At 46.7% G+C, this 15,933-nt stretch carries 12 protein-coding genes; all 12 read left to right on the top strand.

Annotation, left to right across the window (positions count from 1 at the left end):
- The first annotated feature begins 124 nt into the window (after positions 1–124).
- The 12 genes from ACTS60_RS17955 (at position 125) to ACTS60_RS17900 (ending at position 15,933) form a co-directional block, all read left to right on the top strand.
- Positions 125–1,516 (top strand): ImpA family type VI secretion system protein, encoded by a 1,392-nt coding sequence (locus ACTS60_RS17955; protein ID WP_440889354.1) that lies wholly within the window; start codon positions 125–127, stop codon positions 1,514–1,516.
- Between the two features lie 26 nt (positions 1,517–1,542).
- A complete protein-coding gene (locus tag ACTS60_RS17950; protein ID WP_008219014.1) occupies positions 1,543–2,073 on the top strand; it encodes an Hcp family type VI secretion system effector in 531 nt (176 codons plus the stop codon).
- Positions 2,074–2,142: 69 nt separating this feature from the next.
- Positions 2,143–2,652, top strand: coding sequence for a type VI secretion system contractile sheath small subunit (gene tssB / locus ACTS60_RS17945; protein WP_008219012.1), 510 nt, complete (start codon positions 2,143–2,145; stop codon positions 2,650–2,652).
- Positions 2,652–4,130, top strand: a complete 1,479-nt coding sequence (gene tssC, locus ACTS60_RS17940) for a type VI secretion system contractile sheath large subunit (RefSeq protein ID WP_010446919.1) — start codon at positions 2,652–2,654, stop codon at positions 4,128–4,130. Before tssB ends, tssC begins: the two co-directional genes overlap by 1 nt.
- A 46-nt stretch (positions 4,131–4,176) precedes the next feature.
- Complete coding sequence (locus ACTS60_RS17935; protein WP_440889353.1) at positions 4,177–5,532, top strand: type VI secretion system contractile sheath domain-containing protein; 1,356 nt, start codon at positions 4,177–4,179, stop codon at positions 5,530–5,532.
- On the top strand, positions 5,529–5,945 hold the full coding sequence (tssE, locus tag ACTS60_RS17930) for a type VI secretion system baseplate subunit TssE (RefSeq protein WP_274005839.1): 417 nt from the start codon (positions 5,529–5,531) through the stop codon (positions 5,943–5,945). The genes ACTS60_RS17935 and tssE overlap by 4 nt, the downstream gene beginning before the upstream one ends.
- Positions 5,938–7,719, top strand: coding sequence for a type VI secretion system baseplate subunit TssF (tssF, locus tag ACTS60_RS17925; protein ID WP_440889352.1), 1,782 nt, complete (start codon positions 5,938–5,940; stop codon positions 7,717–7,719). The genes tssE and tssF overlap by 8 nt, the downstream gene beginning before the upstream one ends.
- Positions 7,701–8,684: a type VI secretion system baseplate subunit TssG gene (locus tag ACTS60_RS17920; protein WP_440889351.1), complete on the top strand. Its 984-nt coding sequence runs from the start codon at positions 7,701–7,703 to the stop codon at positions 8,682–8,684. The genes tssF and ACTS60_RS17920 overlap by 19 nt, the downstream gene beginning before the upstream one ends.
- A gap of 8 nt (positions 8,685–8,692) precedes the next feature.
- On the top strand, positions 8,693–11,299 hold the full coding sequence (gene tssH / locus ACTS60_RS17915; protein WP_440889350.1) for a type VI secretion system ATPase TssH: 2,607 nt from the start codon (positions 8,693–8,695) through the stop codon (positions 11,297–11,299).
- Between the two features lie 144 nt (positions 11,300–11,443).
- Entirely contained in the window at positions 11,444–12,598 is a 1,155-nt protein-coding gene (locus ACTS60_RS17910) for a D-alanine--D-alanine ligase family protein (RefSeq protein WP_138942868.1), read from the top strand.
- A gap of 9 nt (positions 12,599–12,607) precedes the next feature.
- Positions 12,608–14,803: an MFS transporter gene (locus ACTS60_RS17905; protein ID WP_274005833.1), complete on the top strand. Its 2,196-nt coding sequence runs from the start codon at positions 12,608–12,610 to the stop codon at positions 14,801–14,803.
- Complete coding sequence (locus ACTS60_RS17900; RefSeq protein ID WP_071235612.1) at positions 14,800–15,933, top strand: ABC transporter substrate binding protein; 1,134 nt, start codon at positions 14,800–14,802, stop codon at positions 15,931–15,933. The genes ACTS60_RS17905 and ACTS60_RS17900 overlap by 4 nt, the downstream gene beginning before the upstream one ends.

Here is a 15,933-nt window from a genome sequence, read left to right as displayed (position 1 = left end):
AACAGGTTGAACTAACTCAATGCCTCTACCGTTTTTCCTTATCTAAAAATACAGAAAATAGCGATTGAACTTAATGGGCACTTAAGCGAATAGTCGGCTGATTAACCCAATAGAGCAGGAACCTATGCCTTTTTCAAAGCATCAAATTGAGCAACTTTCTACACCTCTGAGTGATGATTCTATCTGTGGCGTTTATCTTAAACTGGATAAAGGTGCTTTTCGCCCGTTACGTAATGAATTTAATGTCGCGCAAACAGCGCTGCGTAAGCTAAGTCAAAATCCCAGTGCTGACGAGAAAGACGCGTTACAAGAGGCATGTCTAAATAGCTGGAAGACTCTTTCAGACAGTTTGTTCGAACAGTTTTCAAATACAACCAGAGATATCGAGCTCATCTCATGGTTTGTTGCCGCTCAGTTCCTTCTCGATACCACGTTAGAAAGCGCTGCGAATAGCCTTGAGTGGTTAGCCGATTTAAGTGAGAAGCACTGGGATCACCTCAACCCTGTACTGCCAGTTGAAAAGCTCAAATCTGATGATGATAAGGGCAAAGAGAGGGAGCAAGCTGATGCGAAAGTTAAAGCATTTTTCCAATTAGTTGGTGATAGCGAGGAAAGCTCGATTCTCTATGCACCGATGCTGCAATTGCCCTTAGTCGGACAAGTAACGTTTTTTGATTTTCAAAGTGCAGAGAGAAAAGGCGAAATCAGCCAACTGAAATCTACGCTTACCACCACGGTGGCTCAAGAGCGTTCCGCGATTCAATTCAAGATGGAAAATGCCAAACGTTGTATCTCCCAGTTGGAGCGTTTGTCTGCGTTAGTGAGCACTCATTGTCAGTCTGTAGGCAGTCAAAGTACCAACTTTGGATTTGCGAAGTCACTGCTTACCCGCGTTGAAAACGCTTTGGTTCATTTAAGTGGAATTAAGTTGGCCCCGAAAGCGGAGGCCAAGGCAGTAGAGCAAGAGGTTGCCGAAAGTTCAGTTTCTGAAGGTGATCAGCCAAGCCATATGGATGCAAAACAGATAGAGCCAATACCTATGGCATCGGAGCAGGCTCAGACCGTAAGCCAACACTTACACGCAGGAAATCTCTCTGAACTGGGTAACCTAAACAACATGAACCGAGACTTAGCTTTCCATTTGCTGAGAGAAGTCTCTGATTATTTTCGCCAGAGCGAACCGCATAGCCCAATTTCATTCTTGTTAGAAAAAGCGATTCGATGGGGATATTTATCCTTACCTGAGTTGCTGCAAGAAATGATGTCGGAACAAAACGGTGACGCTCTTAGTACGATTTTTAATGCCGCCGGATTGAATCATCTCGATCAGGTTTTGCTGCCGGAGGTGAGTACTCCAACGGTGGACATTGAAAGCCCCCAGACACCTCAAGCGACGCCTCCCGTTTCGGAGCCGCCAAGTGTCGAAGAGCATGTATCTCAGACTTCCCCTGTAGATACCCAATCTAAGCAAGATAAAAAACCACAATCATCCGCTACGTCGGCTCTGAGTTGGTAATTGTGTTTAAAAAATAAGGAAAAATCATGGCAAGTATTTACATGCGTGTAAGCGGTCTTCAAGTTGAGGGCGCAGCGACTATCGGTCAGCTAGAAACGGCTGAAGGTAAAAATGACGGTTGGTTTGCAATCAACTCTTACTCTTGGGGTGGCGTTCGTAACGTTGCTATGGACATCGGTAACGGCACCAATGCGGATTCAGGCATGGTTGGCGTAAGCGAAGTTAGCGTAACTAAAGAAGTCGATGGTGCTTCTGAAGATCTATTGTCTTACCTATTCAACCCAGGTAAAGAAGGTAAAACAGTTGAGATTGCATTTACTAAGCCTTCTAACGATGGCCAAGGTGCAGACGTTTACTTCCAAGTTAAGCTAGAAAAAGCACGTCTAGTTTCTTACAACGTGAGCGGCACTGATGGTTCTCAACCGTACGAAAGCCTATCTCTTTCTTACACTTCTATTTCTCAGAAACATCACTACGAGAAAGAAGGTGGTGAACTACAAAGCGGTGGTGTTGTGACTTACGACCTACCGACCGGAAAAATGACTTCTGGTAAGTAATTCTTCCATTAGACATGCCACGTTAAGTGGCATGTCTATTTCATGAATATCTCATTTTAGGACACCGTTATGGCATTGAACTCACAACATAAGCGCGTTAGTAAGAACCGTGTCAGCATCACCTATGACGTTGAAACGAACGGCGCTGTAGAGACGAAAGAGCTGCCGTTTGTTGTTGGCGTAATTGGCGACTTTTCAGGCCACAAACCAGAATCAGAAAAAGTTGATTTAGAAGAGCGAGAGTTCACGGGTATCGATAAAGACAACTTCGATACAGTGATGGGTCAAATTCACCCGCGTCTTTCGTACAAGGTTGATAACAAGCTAGCTAATGATGATAGCCAGTTTGAAGTGAACTTAAGCTTCCGTTCGATGAAAGATTTCCACCCAGAGAACTTAGTTGATCAAATTGAGCCGCTTAAGCAGTTGGTTGAAACACGTAACCAGCTAAAAGTACTCCTAAGCAAAGCCGATCGTTCGAGAGATCTTGAGCGTCTACTGAAAGAAGTTCTGCAAAGCGCAGATGCCATCAATGGTTTAGCTCAAGAACTAGGTTTGAGCAAAGAGGGAGCGGAATAATGTCTGTAGAACAACAAGCAGTACAAGGTGCTACTGAAGCAGAAGCAACGCAGAGCTTTCTTGACCGAGCGATCAGCGCAACAGCACAAACACCAGTAGATACGACAAAAGAGCTATTGAGCATCATGGCTTCTCAAGCGCTGGAAGGTACAGTGACTTGGGATAAGAACCTAACGTTGACGATTGAAAAAGCAATCAGCGCGCTAGACAGCAAAATCTCTGAGCAGCTTTCAACGGTGATGCAAAACGGTGAGTTCCAAAAAATGGAAGGCTCATGGTTAGGTTTGCAAAAGCTTGTGAAAAACAGCGAGCTAGGCCCAGATCTGAAAATCAAACTGGCGGATTACACCAAAGACGAATTGCTAGAGCAGTTTGAAGATGCACCAGCGATCGATCGCAGCCGTTTCTTCAATATGGTTTATCAAGAAGAATTTGGTACAGCGGGTGGTCAGCCATACGGTGCACTGCTAGGTGACTACGAATTTGGTTACGGTGATGAAGACGTTGCGCTGCTACGTTACATGGGTGAAGTTGCTTCCGCATCTCATGCACCTTTCGTTGCTGCTGCGAATGCAAGTATGTTCGACTTCAACGCATTCAGTAGCTTTTCTGAAGGCAAACCAGTTGCAGCAGGCTTTGATTCGCCAGCATACGCAAGCTGGAATGCATTCCGTGAAAGCGATGACTCACGCTACGTTGCTCTGACTCTACCGAAAACGATGGCTCGCCTTCCTTACGGTGCAGAAACTGTTCCAGTTAAATCATTTGCATTTGAAGAGCTTCAAACTCGCGACAACGGTCAGCAAGTTGTGTCTTCAGACGGCGATTTTGTTTGGAGCAATGCGGCGTATGAGTTTGGTCTTCTGATGACTCAAGCTTACACCAAGTACGGTTGGTGCACGGCGATCCGCGGTACTGAAAACGGCGGTAAAGTTGAGAACCTGCCAAACTTCACTCACTACTCTGATGCCGGTGACTTGCTACAGCAATGTCCGACCGAAGTTAACCTAACGGACGAGCGTGAAAAAGAGCTGAGTGATCTTGGCTTCTTGCCACTGGTTCACTACAAAAACACTAACTACGCGGTGTTTATGGGTGCTCAGACTGCGCATAAACCAAAAACGTACACAGACCCAGATGCAACGGCAAACGCGGCAATTTCAGCACGTCTTCCATACACAATGGCAAGCAGCCGAATCGCACAGTACCTAAAAGTAATGGGCCGTGATCGTATTGGTTCAAACCTAGATCCAAATGACGTTGAGAAAGAGTTGAACTCTTGGATCAACCAATACGTTAACCCAAATGCGATTGGTAACGATGCGAAAGCAACACATCCATTGGTTGAAGCGAAAGTGACAGTAGAAGAGCAAGCTGGACGCCCAGGTGCTTACTCTGCAGTGGCTTACTTACGCCCTTGGCTGCAAATGGAAGAGCTAACCACTTCACTACGAATGGTTGCGAACATTCCTGGCTAATTCTATTCGGGGGCACTGTCCCCGAATGTTTTGAACTGAGTCGCTGATGTATACAGATTCCGAATTTGACCGCATTTTAGCTGAGAATCCTGCCTGGCAGGAGCTGTTACTGTGCGCGAAAAGTCAGTCGGTGGCTCAATTCAAAGCATTGTTGGTTCGTTTGATCTCCGAGATTGATACGTCAATAAGTGAACAGCTGTCGGACGTTATCCAACATCCTAACTATAAGCAGTTAGAAGCCTCTTGGATGGGGCTCAAATCGTTAGCGCAGCTGCAGGTATCCCAGCGTCGAGTCAAAATCAAAATGCTCGACTTGAGTTGGAGTATGGTTTCGGCAGATCTCAATTACTCTTTCGATCTAAAGCAGTCATCCCTATACCGAAAACTGTATTCAAATGAGCTGGATACCGCCGGAGGTAGCCCATTTGGCATGGTGATGGTCGATCACAAGGTCTCGGCTGATTACGCCGATGATCAGGAGTATGACGATCTTTACACCCTTCAACTGCTCTCTGAGCTGGGGGAGCTCTCTTTTTGCCCAATGGTGCTCGGAACCGACGAGTTTTTCTTTGGTGATGAACCAAGAAGGCTGCTTCACGACAGCGCGAGAATTGATCGCATTCTTACTAGTCGAGATTTTGTTTCTTGGCAGCTGCTACGAGAAAAAAACTCATCACGATTTTTGCACTTGGTGATGCCAGAACATTTGATTCGTCAACCATATCGTCAATATCAGGCTGGGTTTGTTTTTAACGAGCGCCAGCAAGAGAAATATGCCTTATGGGGCAGCAGCGCTTACCTCTTGCTAGGTAATGTGATGCGAGAGTTTGACCGAATCAGTTGGTTTGGATTCCTGCGTTCTTACGATGAGACAGGTTCGTATGGAGCTATCGTTCAGGACTCAAAAGAGCTTAAGACCAAGGTAGACATCTACAGTGAAGAAGATGGCTTTTGGTCGTCTCAAGGGTTCATGCCTTTAACCAGTATTTACTTAAGTGGCCATAAAGGTTTCTTTAGCAATCAATCTGTTTGGCAAGCGCCTGATGAAGCTCAACGTCAGCTCGGAATGCTCCAAACCAACCTAATGGCTTGCCGATTTGCCCATTACATCAAGGTTCAAATTCGTGACCAAGTTGGTCGATATGACAGCGCAGAAAGTTGTCGACGCAGTCTAGAGCGATGGCTAGAGCAGTTCATTAGCAACGTCAATTATGGTGAGGATGCCGTACTTGCCCGATACCCGCTGCGGTCTTGCTATGTACGCATTGAAGAGGCTCCTCATGATAAAACCCGCTACCTATGCGAGATCATGCTTCAGCCTCAATATCAATACGAAATGATGGATGCGAAAGTGGTGTTAACGACTTCGGTATCTGGTACTGAGGTTGGAGAGACATCATGAGCTTAATGGCTAAGTTAACCCGAAGCTGGAATGACGATATCGACAGCGTTCGAGATGCGATTGTTGATAACGTCTGTGATCTTATTTCCAGCCGAGCGCCTCTGTGTTCAGAGATATTTTTATCGGAAAAAGGAACGATTGCCGAGTTCGGTATGCGCAACATGGCTCGCGCTCAAAGTAAAAACAACACCAGTGACATTGTCGCAGAAATTGAAGTGCTGATCCGAAACTTCGAACCTCGCCTGAGCCAGGTAGAGATTGATGTTCAAGAAGGGGAATTGGGTAGCAACCAATTGAGCTTTCGCCTTTCCGCCGTGGTGCATTCAGAGCTCGGTGATGAGGCGATCGTACTGGATTCTTTTTTGGATTTGAGCAGCAACAAACTAGATGTAAGGAAGTCGAATTTTGTCTGATTCATTGCTTTCCTATTTTGAACAGGAACTGCGTTTTATTCGCAATGAAGCCTCTCAGTTCGCGGAACGTCATCCGGGGACTGCTTGTGCATTGGGAATGCGTAAAGACAGTATTGATGATCCTCAGATCGCGCGTTTGATTGAAAGTGTTGCCTTGATGAACGGCAAACTGCAGCAGCGCTTGGATGAGTCTTACCCAGAGCTGACAGAAAGCTTGGTGAACTTGTTGTTCCCGCATTACCTAAGGCCAGTGCCGTCATACAGCATGTTGGACTTCGCTATTTTTGAAGAAGCTAATGCAAAGCACAGTATTCCTAAAGGCACTGAGTTCGATGTCGCGAGCGAATCTGGCGAGCCAGTGGTGTTTCGCACTTCCGAAAATATAGCACTGCTTCCAATTCAAGTTGCTTCGGCAGAAGTGCTGTTTGCGCCATTTGAACTGGCTAAGCCTGTGGGTGCAGAGAACGCAAAAGCGATGCTGGAGCTGACGATTGAGGCAACCGATAGCGGTATCGAGTTGCGTGATCTGGATATTGACCAGTTGAAACTGCATCTCAAAGGTGAAAGCCACTTTGCATTGCGTTTGTATGATGTACTCGCCCATGGTCGCTGTCAGGTGTGTATCCAGAATAATGGCAAGAGCTACTCATTAGGTAAGTCTGCGCTACAACCAATCGGCTTCGATGTGAACGACACTATTTTACCGTATCAAGCAGCAAGCTTTGGTGGCTTTAAGTTATTGACCGAGTTCTTCATGTTCCCTGAAAGATTTCAAGGATTCAAATTAGACCTTGGCAACATCATGCAACACGCAATCGGCTCAGAGTTTCGTATTCAGATTTTCTTGAATGAGATGAGTGTGGTGCAAGCTCGTAGCATTCAAGCACAGCATTTTTCTCTGTTTTGTACGCCATTGGTGAACCTACAAACCAAAGTGTCAGAACCTCTGCAAATCGACTTCACCCAAAAGCAGTACCCAATTTATCTTGATGCAAGCCAGGGTAATGATTTGGAAGTGTTTTCTGTTGATGAAGTGCTAGACGTGACGGAAGGTGAACCGTTTAAGGTCTGTCAGATCTACGGAGACAAGTACAACAGTACAGAGACTGCACTTCGTTGGCAGCTCGTACAGGATACCCACGAAAGAGGCGTGCTTCGCAGTGGCTTAAAAGTGGCTGATATTGGGCATGTTAGTGCCACGACGTCGTCCAGAGTTTGGTCGGTGACGACAACTGCGACTGACGGCATTCGAGCAGGTTCATTGCCTGTAAACAGCCAAGTGACATGTCGGGAATCTCTTACGATTCCAGCGACTATGAACTTGCTGCGCCGCCCAACCTTGCCACTGCGCAGTCGTGATGCAAATAAGAATGTATGGGCACTGCTTTGCCATTTGCACTTTAACTATCACGCAATTCTAGGGACGGATGACCCAACCGCTACGCTGAAAAATGTGTTTGATTTGTATAACCACAACCAAGCGGTGCAAAACCACATCTATATCGAGTCCCTACAAAATATCGAGCAGGAGCAAGTGGTGGCTCCGATCCGTGTGTCAGGAAAAACATGTTTTGCTTACGGCACAAAAATTTCGGTGACGTTAGACGCAAGCAATGTCAACGGAGGCGTATCCCTCTTTGGTCATTTGCTTGACCACTTCTTTGCTTATTTCGCAGGCTTCAACAGCTTTACTCAAGTGGATATTTATTTGGAAGGCCAAGACGGTGTTTACCTGTCCTTCCCGAGGAGAACTGGGTGCAAGAGTTTGTTGTAAGCCGTTTCGCTTATGGTGCGTTTGAGGGACAGCTAGAAAAAGCGTGGCAGATCTTCAAGCATCAGGCTCATTTAAAGGGTCAGCGACCTGAGGTGAGGTTCAGTGCGGAAATTCTCCCAGCTTACTATCAAGCAGAAGTTTCTATGGTTACTTCGGAGCGAGAGGGTGAATTTACGGTAAAGACATCATTGGCGGCTTTGTCTGGTAACTCTGGAGCGATGCCAAGAGCGATGTATGGCGATGCACTAAAAGCGCGTTTTGAACTTGGCGATGAAGCGCCACTCGACTTCTTCGACATGTTTAATAACCGTTACTACCGCTTGTACTGCGAAACAAAGCAAAAGCACGAGCTGACGTATCAGATTGAGGAAGAGGCGTTTCATTGGAATCGTGACCGTCAATCTATTACTGAAATGCTTTCCAGTTTGGCTGGACAGACTGGAGATAAGGCACCAATGCCGGAATCTCACTTGGTGCAATACACCGGCTTATTAGGGTTGAAATTAACCTGCCCATTGGCGCTTAAGTCGATGCTAGAAGATTACTTCGAGTCGGAGTTTGAGGTTGAACGCAGTGGCCTAGAGTATTTGCCTTTAACAGAGTGTTCGTTAACTCAAATTGGCCAAGCCGGAAACAATCATCAATTGGGAATGGGCGCGTTGGTCGGGATGTCGACGCCAATGACGGGGCAGAAACTCAACATAAAAATTTGCCCTCAAGACTATCAGCATTACTTAAAAATACGCAGTGACAAAGAGATGGTTCTTGCGCTGGACCATATGGTTAGAAGCTATATGGGAGTGAATACCAAGTATGCACTCTATATGAAGGTAAATAGCCAGTATCTGCCGAGAGTGAAGCTATCAGGCAGTCACCAAAAAGCGTTAAGAATTGGCCAATCCGCGTGGATGAGTCATCAATCAGATCGTCAACAGTTTGTTGAAATGCCGCTGACGAAAAGTTAGGAAACAGAATGATAAATATTGAACTACAAAGCTTGGTCAAAAGGCTTACTCCGTTACTAAAAAGTGCCCTGGAAACGGCTGCTGGAGATTGTGTAAGTAAAGGACACTTTGCGATAGAAGCTGAGCATTGGTTTGTTCAGTTGTTACAACAGTCCAAAGGCTGGGAAGCCGCTTTGCAGCAAGCATCAATGGCCAAAGAGTCGATGTTGGAGCGTTGCAATGACCGTCTGATGCACTTGGCTCGTGGTAATGACTCTTCACCTTCTTTGTCCCCTGAGTTGGTTGAGTTACTTAAAGATGCATGGATGCTTGCTTCATTAAACAATCAGCAATCGGTGGTGAATGAATTTCATCTGCTTATGGTGCTGAAGCAACGCCTGGACCAAAGCGCTTACAACGGCGTGTTGAGCTCGTGGGTGTCAGTATTGTCTTCTGAATGGTTACGCAGTCAGTCGATGGTGATCAGCGGACCCAGTGAAGTCTCATCGTCTACCGAGAGCATGGTCCCAACCGGTGGTGACTCAGCGACGCCAGCTTTGGACAAATTCTCGCAAAACCTGACAGAGGCCGCGCGTAAAGGCGAGTTGGACCCTATTACAGGACGCGGAGATGAAATTCGCAAATCCATTGATATCTTGTGCCGCCGCCGTCAAAACAGCCCGATCCTCGTCGGTGACCCAGGTGTAGGTAAAACGGCCATTGTTGAAGGTCTTGCCCAAGAAATCGTGAATGGCAATGTCCCATCTGCGCTTGCGAGCGTTGAGCTGCGCAGCCTTGATTTATCCCTTTTGCAAGCAGGCGCGAGCATCAAAGGTGAGTTTGAAAACCGCCTTAAAGATGTGATCAATGAGATCAAGCAGTCAACGACGCCGATCATCATGTTTATCGATGAAGCACATACGCTGATTGGGGCGGGTGGCACAGCGGGCCAGAATGATGCAGCTAATATTCTGAAACCAGCGCTTGCGCGTGGCGAGTTTCGTTCACTTGCAGCGACCACATGGGCAGAATACAAACAGTACTTTGAATCGGATGCCGCGTTGACTCGTCGTTTTCAAGTTGTTGCGGTTAATGAACCTAATGAAGAAGATGCTATCCACATGCTTCGCGGCGTGAAGCGCAGCCTTGAAAAGCACCATGGCGTTAAAGTCATGCAAGAAGCCATTGATGCCGCAGTCGCTCTCTCTATTCGTTACCTTCCTGAGCGTAAGTTACCTGATAAAGCAATTAGTCTGTTAGATACAGCGTGTTCACGCATTGGATTGAGCCAAAGTGCGGCACCAAGGCAGTTGGAAGCCATTGCAGAAAAAATCCGCTACACCAACAACGAGATCGAAACGTTACATCATGAGTCGGCATTGTGGTCGATTGAAAGCGTACGCTTGGAAGAAGCAAAACAGCGATTGGCGGCTTTAGAACAAGAGCATCAGTCACTTGAGTACTCTTGGAACGCAGAGCGCCTCTTGGTGGAAGAGATCATTGAGTTGCAGTCTGGCTTAGACGCTGAGCTAAAAGAAAATGGCTCGGTGATATCGTATGAAGCGAAAATCCTGTTAGCAGACAAAATGGCAGCCCTGCGTGAGATCCAGGGTGAGCAGCCATTAGTATTGCCACAGGTAACAGAACAAACCATCGCTGAAGTGGTGGCGCTATGGACGGGTATTCCAGTGGGCAACATGCTTAGCCAAGAAGTTGAGAAGTTGATGCACCTAGAGACTCGTATCGGTGAGCGAGTGATTGGTCAGACAACGCCGATAGCAGAGCTTTCACAAGCAATTCGCTTGTCGCGTGCAGGTTTAACCGACCCACGCAAACCTGTTGGGGTATTCCTGATGTGTGGTCCAAGTGGTGTGGGTAAAACCGAAACTGCATTGGCGCTTACCGACTTGCTATACGGTGGTGAGCGAAATATCACCACCATCAACATGACGGAGTTTAAAGAAGAGCACAAGGTGTCGATGCTTTTAGGCTCTCCTGCGGGTTATGTTGGCTACGGTAAAGGCGGTGTCTTAACAGAAGCGGTACGTAAGAACCCATATTCTGTACTACTGCTGGATGAAATGGAAAAAGCCCACCCTGGTGTGCACGACATCTTCTATCAAATCTTTGATAAAGGCTCTATCTCGGACAGTGAAGGTCGACACATCGATTTTCGTAATACGATCATCATCATGACATCAAACGCGGCAGACAGTGCTGTTGTTAATGCATGTGAAAATGGTCGACCGGATGTTCCGACGCTGACTCAGTCTATTTTCCCTGAGCTGCAAAAACACTTTAAACCCGCATTTCTTGGTCGTGCGACCATCGTGCCTTATTTCCCTTTGAACGATGAAGAAATGGCGCAAATTGCAACCTTGTCTCTGAACCGCATTCGTAAGCGCGTTCAATCCCACTACAAAGCAAGTTTTGAATTTCACCCTGATGTGATTGATCTGCTGGTCAATATGAACGATTCACCTGAAACAGGCGCTCGTGCCGTTGAACAACTGATCAATCGTCAACTTATGCCGGATTTAGCGAATCAATGCATTGTCCGCATGAGCGAGAGCAAGCCGGTAGAAGCGGTCACTGTTCACGTTGAAGAAGGCAAATTTAAGATTCAGATTCAATAGCATTAAGAGGCGATAGACCTCAAAAAAAAACAATGGGTTGTATATAAACCCAACTAAAACAATAACGTAATTTTATTAACGCTTTTTGTTGCAGGCCGTGTTTAACGCGCCCTTTTAGCAGCACAACATTATGAGTACTAACAGATGATGCATTCAGTCTTTTCTACGCAACAATTGGAATGGATTCGCAAGAACTTAAAAATCGCAGTGATTCACGGTGGGGATAAAGAGCAGGACGGCAGTTTTATCTTTGAAAACTTGAGCCCTCGCTCAACCAAAACGTATGCACCTGTTGCACACGATATTGCTAATGCACTGCGTGAATCTAATTTCCAGTTCGTGGAGGTGTTAGCAGAAGACATCAACTTAGCGCAGTGCCTGAAAGATAAAGGCATTGACTTGGTGATTACGAACAGTGGTGGTTTGCAAGGTTTTGACTCCATGTGTCATTTGCCTTCTACATTGGAAATGCTAGGCGTGCCTTATGTAGGGCACTCGCCAATGACGGCAGGGATCTTGGATAACAAGCACCTGTTTAAGCATGAAATTAAAGCCGCTGGACTGCCGACTGCACCATTTATCACCATTGGTATTGATGAACATTTTGAAGACGCAGCAAAGCAAGATGCGATCGATCAAATTGAAGCGCAGTTCAAAGATGGTTTCATTGTTAAGCCAGTGTCTGGCCGAGCTTCAATCCATGTTTATCCTGTTTTTAATCGTAGTGATCTCGCGGGTGTTGTAGAGCATGTGCGTCAAGCGACGGGGAACACAGTAATGATTGAGCCTTTCCTTGGTGGCCGAGAGTTTGTTGTTGCTGTTGCGGGAGAGTATGTCTTTAAAGAAGGCAAACTGACGCAGTCTGAAATGCCGATGGCTTTCTCAATTACTGAACGTGTACTGGATGCTGACGAGCCTATTTTTACTTCCATGGATGTAAAGCCGATCACTCAAGACCGTTTGGTTGCTGTTAATGAAGAGGGGCTACGCAATCAGTTAGCACTGATCGGTCAGAAGATTTATCGCCAGCTTGGTCTTCAAACCTTAGTGAGAGTGGACTTACGCATGGACAAAGAAGGCAACCTTTATGTGCTGGAAACCAATCCAAAACCGGATCTAAAACGTCCGGAGGGAGAGAAGGTAAGTTTGGTTTGCCATGATCTGGCTCGTGAAGGTATGGATTACACAGACCTAGTTCAGTCGTTGGTGTTTAACCGATTATCTTTCCTTAAGCAAAAACGACCAATGTCGGTTGCGCATTGCCTCAATGAGCAATTCGACGCTCTAAGCGTGTGTTAGGAGTGAACTTTGAACTCTTTTAAGCAATATAGCCGCTTGTTGCTCGGAGCATTACTGGTTCTGTTATCACTAATGCTGATCTTTGTTGTTGGGTATGCACAAGCATTGAAAAGCTATCAACAGCAGAGCCGTGATGCGATTTTAGCCCAAACAGAAGCCGCCCGAATCGGTATAGAACAAGTTCTCAGTTCCGGCGTGCCGCTTCAGGACTTTGCTGGTCTTGAGAAAGTGCTATCGCCAATCGCGAAAGCGGATTCTTCTGTGGTTGATATCCGAGTGATTTCTGGGCAGCAAGAGCTATATCGCTACACCGATGACAACTTTGTTGGCAGCTTAGTCACCATCCCTTTGAACAATAAATTCGCTCAAGTTGGTGCTTTGGAGATTTGGCTGAGTGATGAAGAAATCGAAAGGAGCATCGATAGGCACTTCCAGCCGATGGTGCTGCTGGTGGTTTTACTGACCGCTGCGTTTATCTTCTTTGTGTTGCGTAGCCAAAACCCCAAGATTTATTTCACTGCATTTGGTGGGGTGTTCTTAGCCATGTCGGCGAGCGTGCTGTTGATGGTCGGTGCATTGTACAAATCCGGCTTGGAGCACAAGGCGGATTCCATGGCGAACATTGTTACTCAACGTTTGGCTCCAGTACTGAATGCAGGGATCAGCTATCGTCAAGTGAGTGGCATCAATGAGATGCTAGACAGTTTTCGTCAGTCAAACCCAGAAGTCTCTTCCATTTCTGTTGCTCAGGGACCTGAGTTGATCGCCAAAAGTAAAGCGCAGAACAGTATGTCAGTCGATGAGATGGCCGAATTTCTGGTCAGCGATGCGAAAGGAAACAAGGTGACGGTCGCTTTTTTCCCTAAAGTACTGTTTGCGCAGTTGGTACGTACACTAAAGAACTTTGCCATTCTATTTGCTGGTTGTGCGTTCATTTGCTTTGCTTTTATTCGCTTGCTGAGCCACTCAGAGCAACAGCCAAAAAACGATATCGTACTAGCACAGGTTAAGCCGTTGCTTTTGGTTACGGTGCTGATGGAATCGTTAATGGCGCCGGTTTTACCTCAGTACTTAACGCAAATCGCGGTAGAGAATGGCGCGGGTGAAAGTTGGTCGTCTTACTTCTTTACACTCTACTTTGTCGGCTTTGCTGCGACGCTATTGCCTGTTTCGCGCCTAGTTGAAGTGTTTGATATTCGCAAAGTACTTGGCGTGGGTATTCTGTTATCTGCGGCTGGCTGCCTGTTGCTAGCGTACGAGTCCCAGTTAGCGATGGTGCTGATTGCGCGATTCACCTCTGGCGTTGGGCAAGCGACGATCTTTATTGCCGTTCAAGGTTATATTCTGCGTTGCAGTGATCAATCTAACAAGACACAAGCCGCAGGCATCATCGTATTTTGTTTCAATGCTGGATTCATCTCTGGTGCGGCAATCGGTGCCTTGTTGGCTGATACCGTAGGCGTGCAAGGTATTTTCATGTTGTCGGCTTTAGTTGGTGGCCTGATGTATCTGTTCGCGTTGTCGCTGCCGTCGATGATTCCTCAGGGGAATGCTCAAGGTTCACTCAAAGAGAACCTGACGATGATGCTAAAAGATTCCGCTGCTTTGATGCGTGTACCGTCATTCATGCGCACCATGCTGCTTGTTGGTATCCCAACCAAAATGATGCTAACAGGTGTCGTATTCTTTGCTGTGCCAATCCTTCTTTCTGATGTAGGTGTCGAGCGCGAAAGTATCGGTCAGGTGCTGATGGCTTATGCATTCTCTGTGCTTTTCATTAGTGGCAAGGTCTCGCCAATGATTGACCGTATTGGCTCTGCAAAATGGGCGCTTTGCTTAGGAAGCATCGTTGGCGCTGTTGCTTTGGCCATTCTTTCTGCTGCCTTCTTACTTGAAGATATAACCTATCTTGTCCTCGTCGCAACGTTCGCAATGCTAGTCATGGGCGTTTCACACGGCTTTATTAATGCCCCAGTTGTGACTCATGTGGTGACCACCACTCAAGGTGTGAATGCCAACTCAGTTGCTTCTACTTATCGCTTTCTGGAAAGGCTAGGTCATGTGTTGGGTTCGGTCGTTGTCGGTGCTTTGCTTACTCACCTTGGAACGGACTACGCATTCTTTGCGCTTTCAGCATTCTTTACCTTAGCTGGCTTGTTGATGTGGTTGTTTGACCGTGGTGCACAAAAGGAGGCGAAAGCATGATTCGATTGATTTTACTTTTGGTACTGGCTGCATCCTCATCGGTGAGTTTGGCGGATTGGCCTGAGTGGTTGGGTGAACACTTACAAGCTGAGAAGGCGGTACAGTGGGAAATCAATGCTAATGACAGCGATGTATTGTTCGCCCCACGTGGTGAACATCCGATGGTTTGGGTTTTAGTTTCTCGAAAAGCGGACTCGTATGATGTTGCGTTGTCGACCATCTTAAAAGTGTTTCGCAGAGAAATGCCTAACGTTTCATTTCGCGCTTTCCTTTTACCTAAAAGCCAAGAGGAACTGGTCGCTTGGACGAAAGCTGCCGATATAAAGGCAAACATGATCTACACGGTCGGATCTCGTGCGACCGTCTCACTGCATAAGGTTTACGCTGGAGGTAAGCTGCCGGTTGTATCGGTGAACGCAAAAGATCCGGTGTTACTGGGCCTGACGGATAACTATCACTCAAGCGGCAACAACTTTGCTTACACCTCCTTGAATTTGCCTGCTGATATTACGCTGAGCTTTTTACGTCGCTTTAAACCAAGTCTGACTCAAATTGGTGTGCTGTACGCCAAGTCGAACACCAGTGCTTATCTCACTCAGTTCTTGCCACTTCAGAAAGAGGCTGAGAAGCAAGGAGTGACAGTCTTTCCTATCGAAGTTGACGAGAATAACCCTGAGCTTGCCCTTCAGCACGTGATGCAAACCACCGTTGAATCGATGAAGGTCAACGATGGCAATTTACGTCAATCCTTGCTTTGGCTAACGGGTAGCTCAAGTCTTCTTAACCGACTTGATGAGATCAACCTGTATTCAGAGCAGCTTCCTCTGCTAACCGCAGTGCCTGATGCGGTTAATGGCACGCAACAAAGTGCGCTGATGTCTGTTGGCGTAGGGTTTGAGAACAACGCCCACCAAGCAGCACTTTACGGCATTGAAGTACTGAAAAAGGGCGCGGCACCTGCCTCTCTGCCTGTGGGCGTGCTGTCGCCACCAGACATCTCGATTAGCTTTAAACAAGCAGGCCGTGTTGATACGCAGCTTCCGTTTGTATTGATTGAAATGGCCAGCGACATCTATTCGCAAGATGGCAAGCTAGTGCGTTCTGCTGGCATGAGCATGGAGAGCCATTAA

Source organism: Vibrio sp. WZ-1, from assembly GCF_052037695.1.
GTDB lineage: Bacteria > Pseudomonadota > Gammaproteobacteria > Enterobacterales > Vibrionaceae > Vibrio.
Note: the sequence above shows the minus strand (reverse complement) of the source record. Positions and strands in the feature narration are given on the sequence as shown.

Coding starts and splice junctions, on each gene's coding strand:
- ACTS60_RS17955 (WP_440889354.1), top strand. CDS start 125: ATGCCTTTTTCAAAGCATCAAATTGAGCAACTTTCTACACCTCTGAGT.
- ACTS60_RS17950 (WP_008219014.1), top strand. CDS start 1,543: ATGGCAAGTATTTACATGCGTGTAAGCGGTCTTCAAGTTGAGGGCGCA.
- tssB (WP_008219012.1), top strand. CDS start 2,143: ATGGCATTGAACTCACAACATAAGCGCGTTAGTAAGAACCGTGTCAGC.
- tssC (WP_010446919.1), top strand. CDS start 2,652: ATGTCTGTAGAACAACAAGCAGTACAAGGTGCTACTGAAGCAGAAGCA.
- ACTS60_RS17935 (WP_440889353.1), top strand. CDS start 4,177: ATGTATACAGATTCCGAATTTGACCGCATTTTAGCTGAGAATCCTGCC.
- tssE (WP_274005839.1), top strand. CDS start 5,529: ATGAGCTTAATGGCTAAGTTAACCCGAAGCTGGAATGACGATATCGAC.
- tssH (WP_440889350.1), top strand. CDS start 8,693: ATGATAAATATTGAACTACAAAGCTTGGTCAAAAGGCTTACTCCGTTA.
- ACTS60_RS17910 (WP_138942868.1), top strand. CDS start 11,444: ATGATGCATTCAGTCTTTTCTACGCAACAATTGGAATGGATTCGCAAG.
- ACTS60_RS17900 (WP_071235612.1), top strand. CDS start 14,800: ATGATTCGATTGATTTTACTTTTGGTACTGGCTGCATCCTCATCGGTG.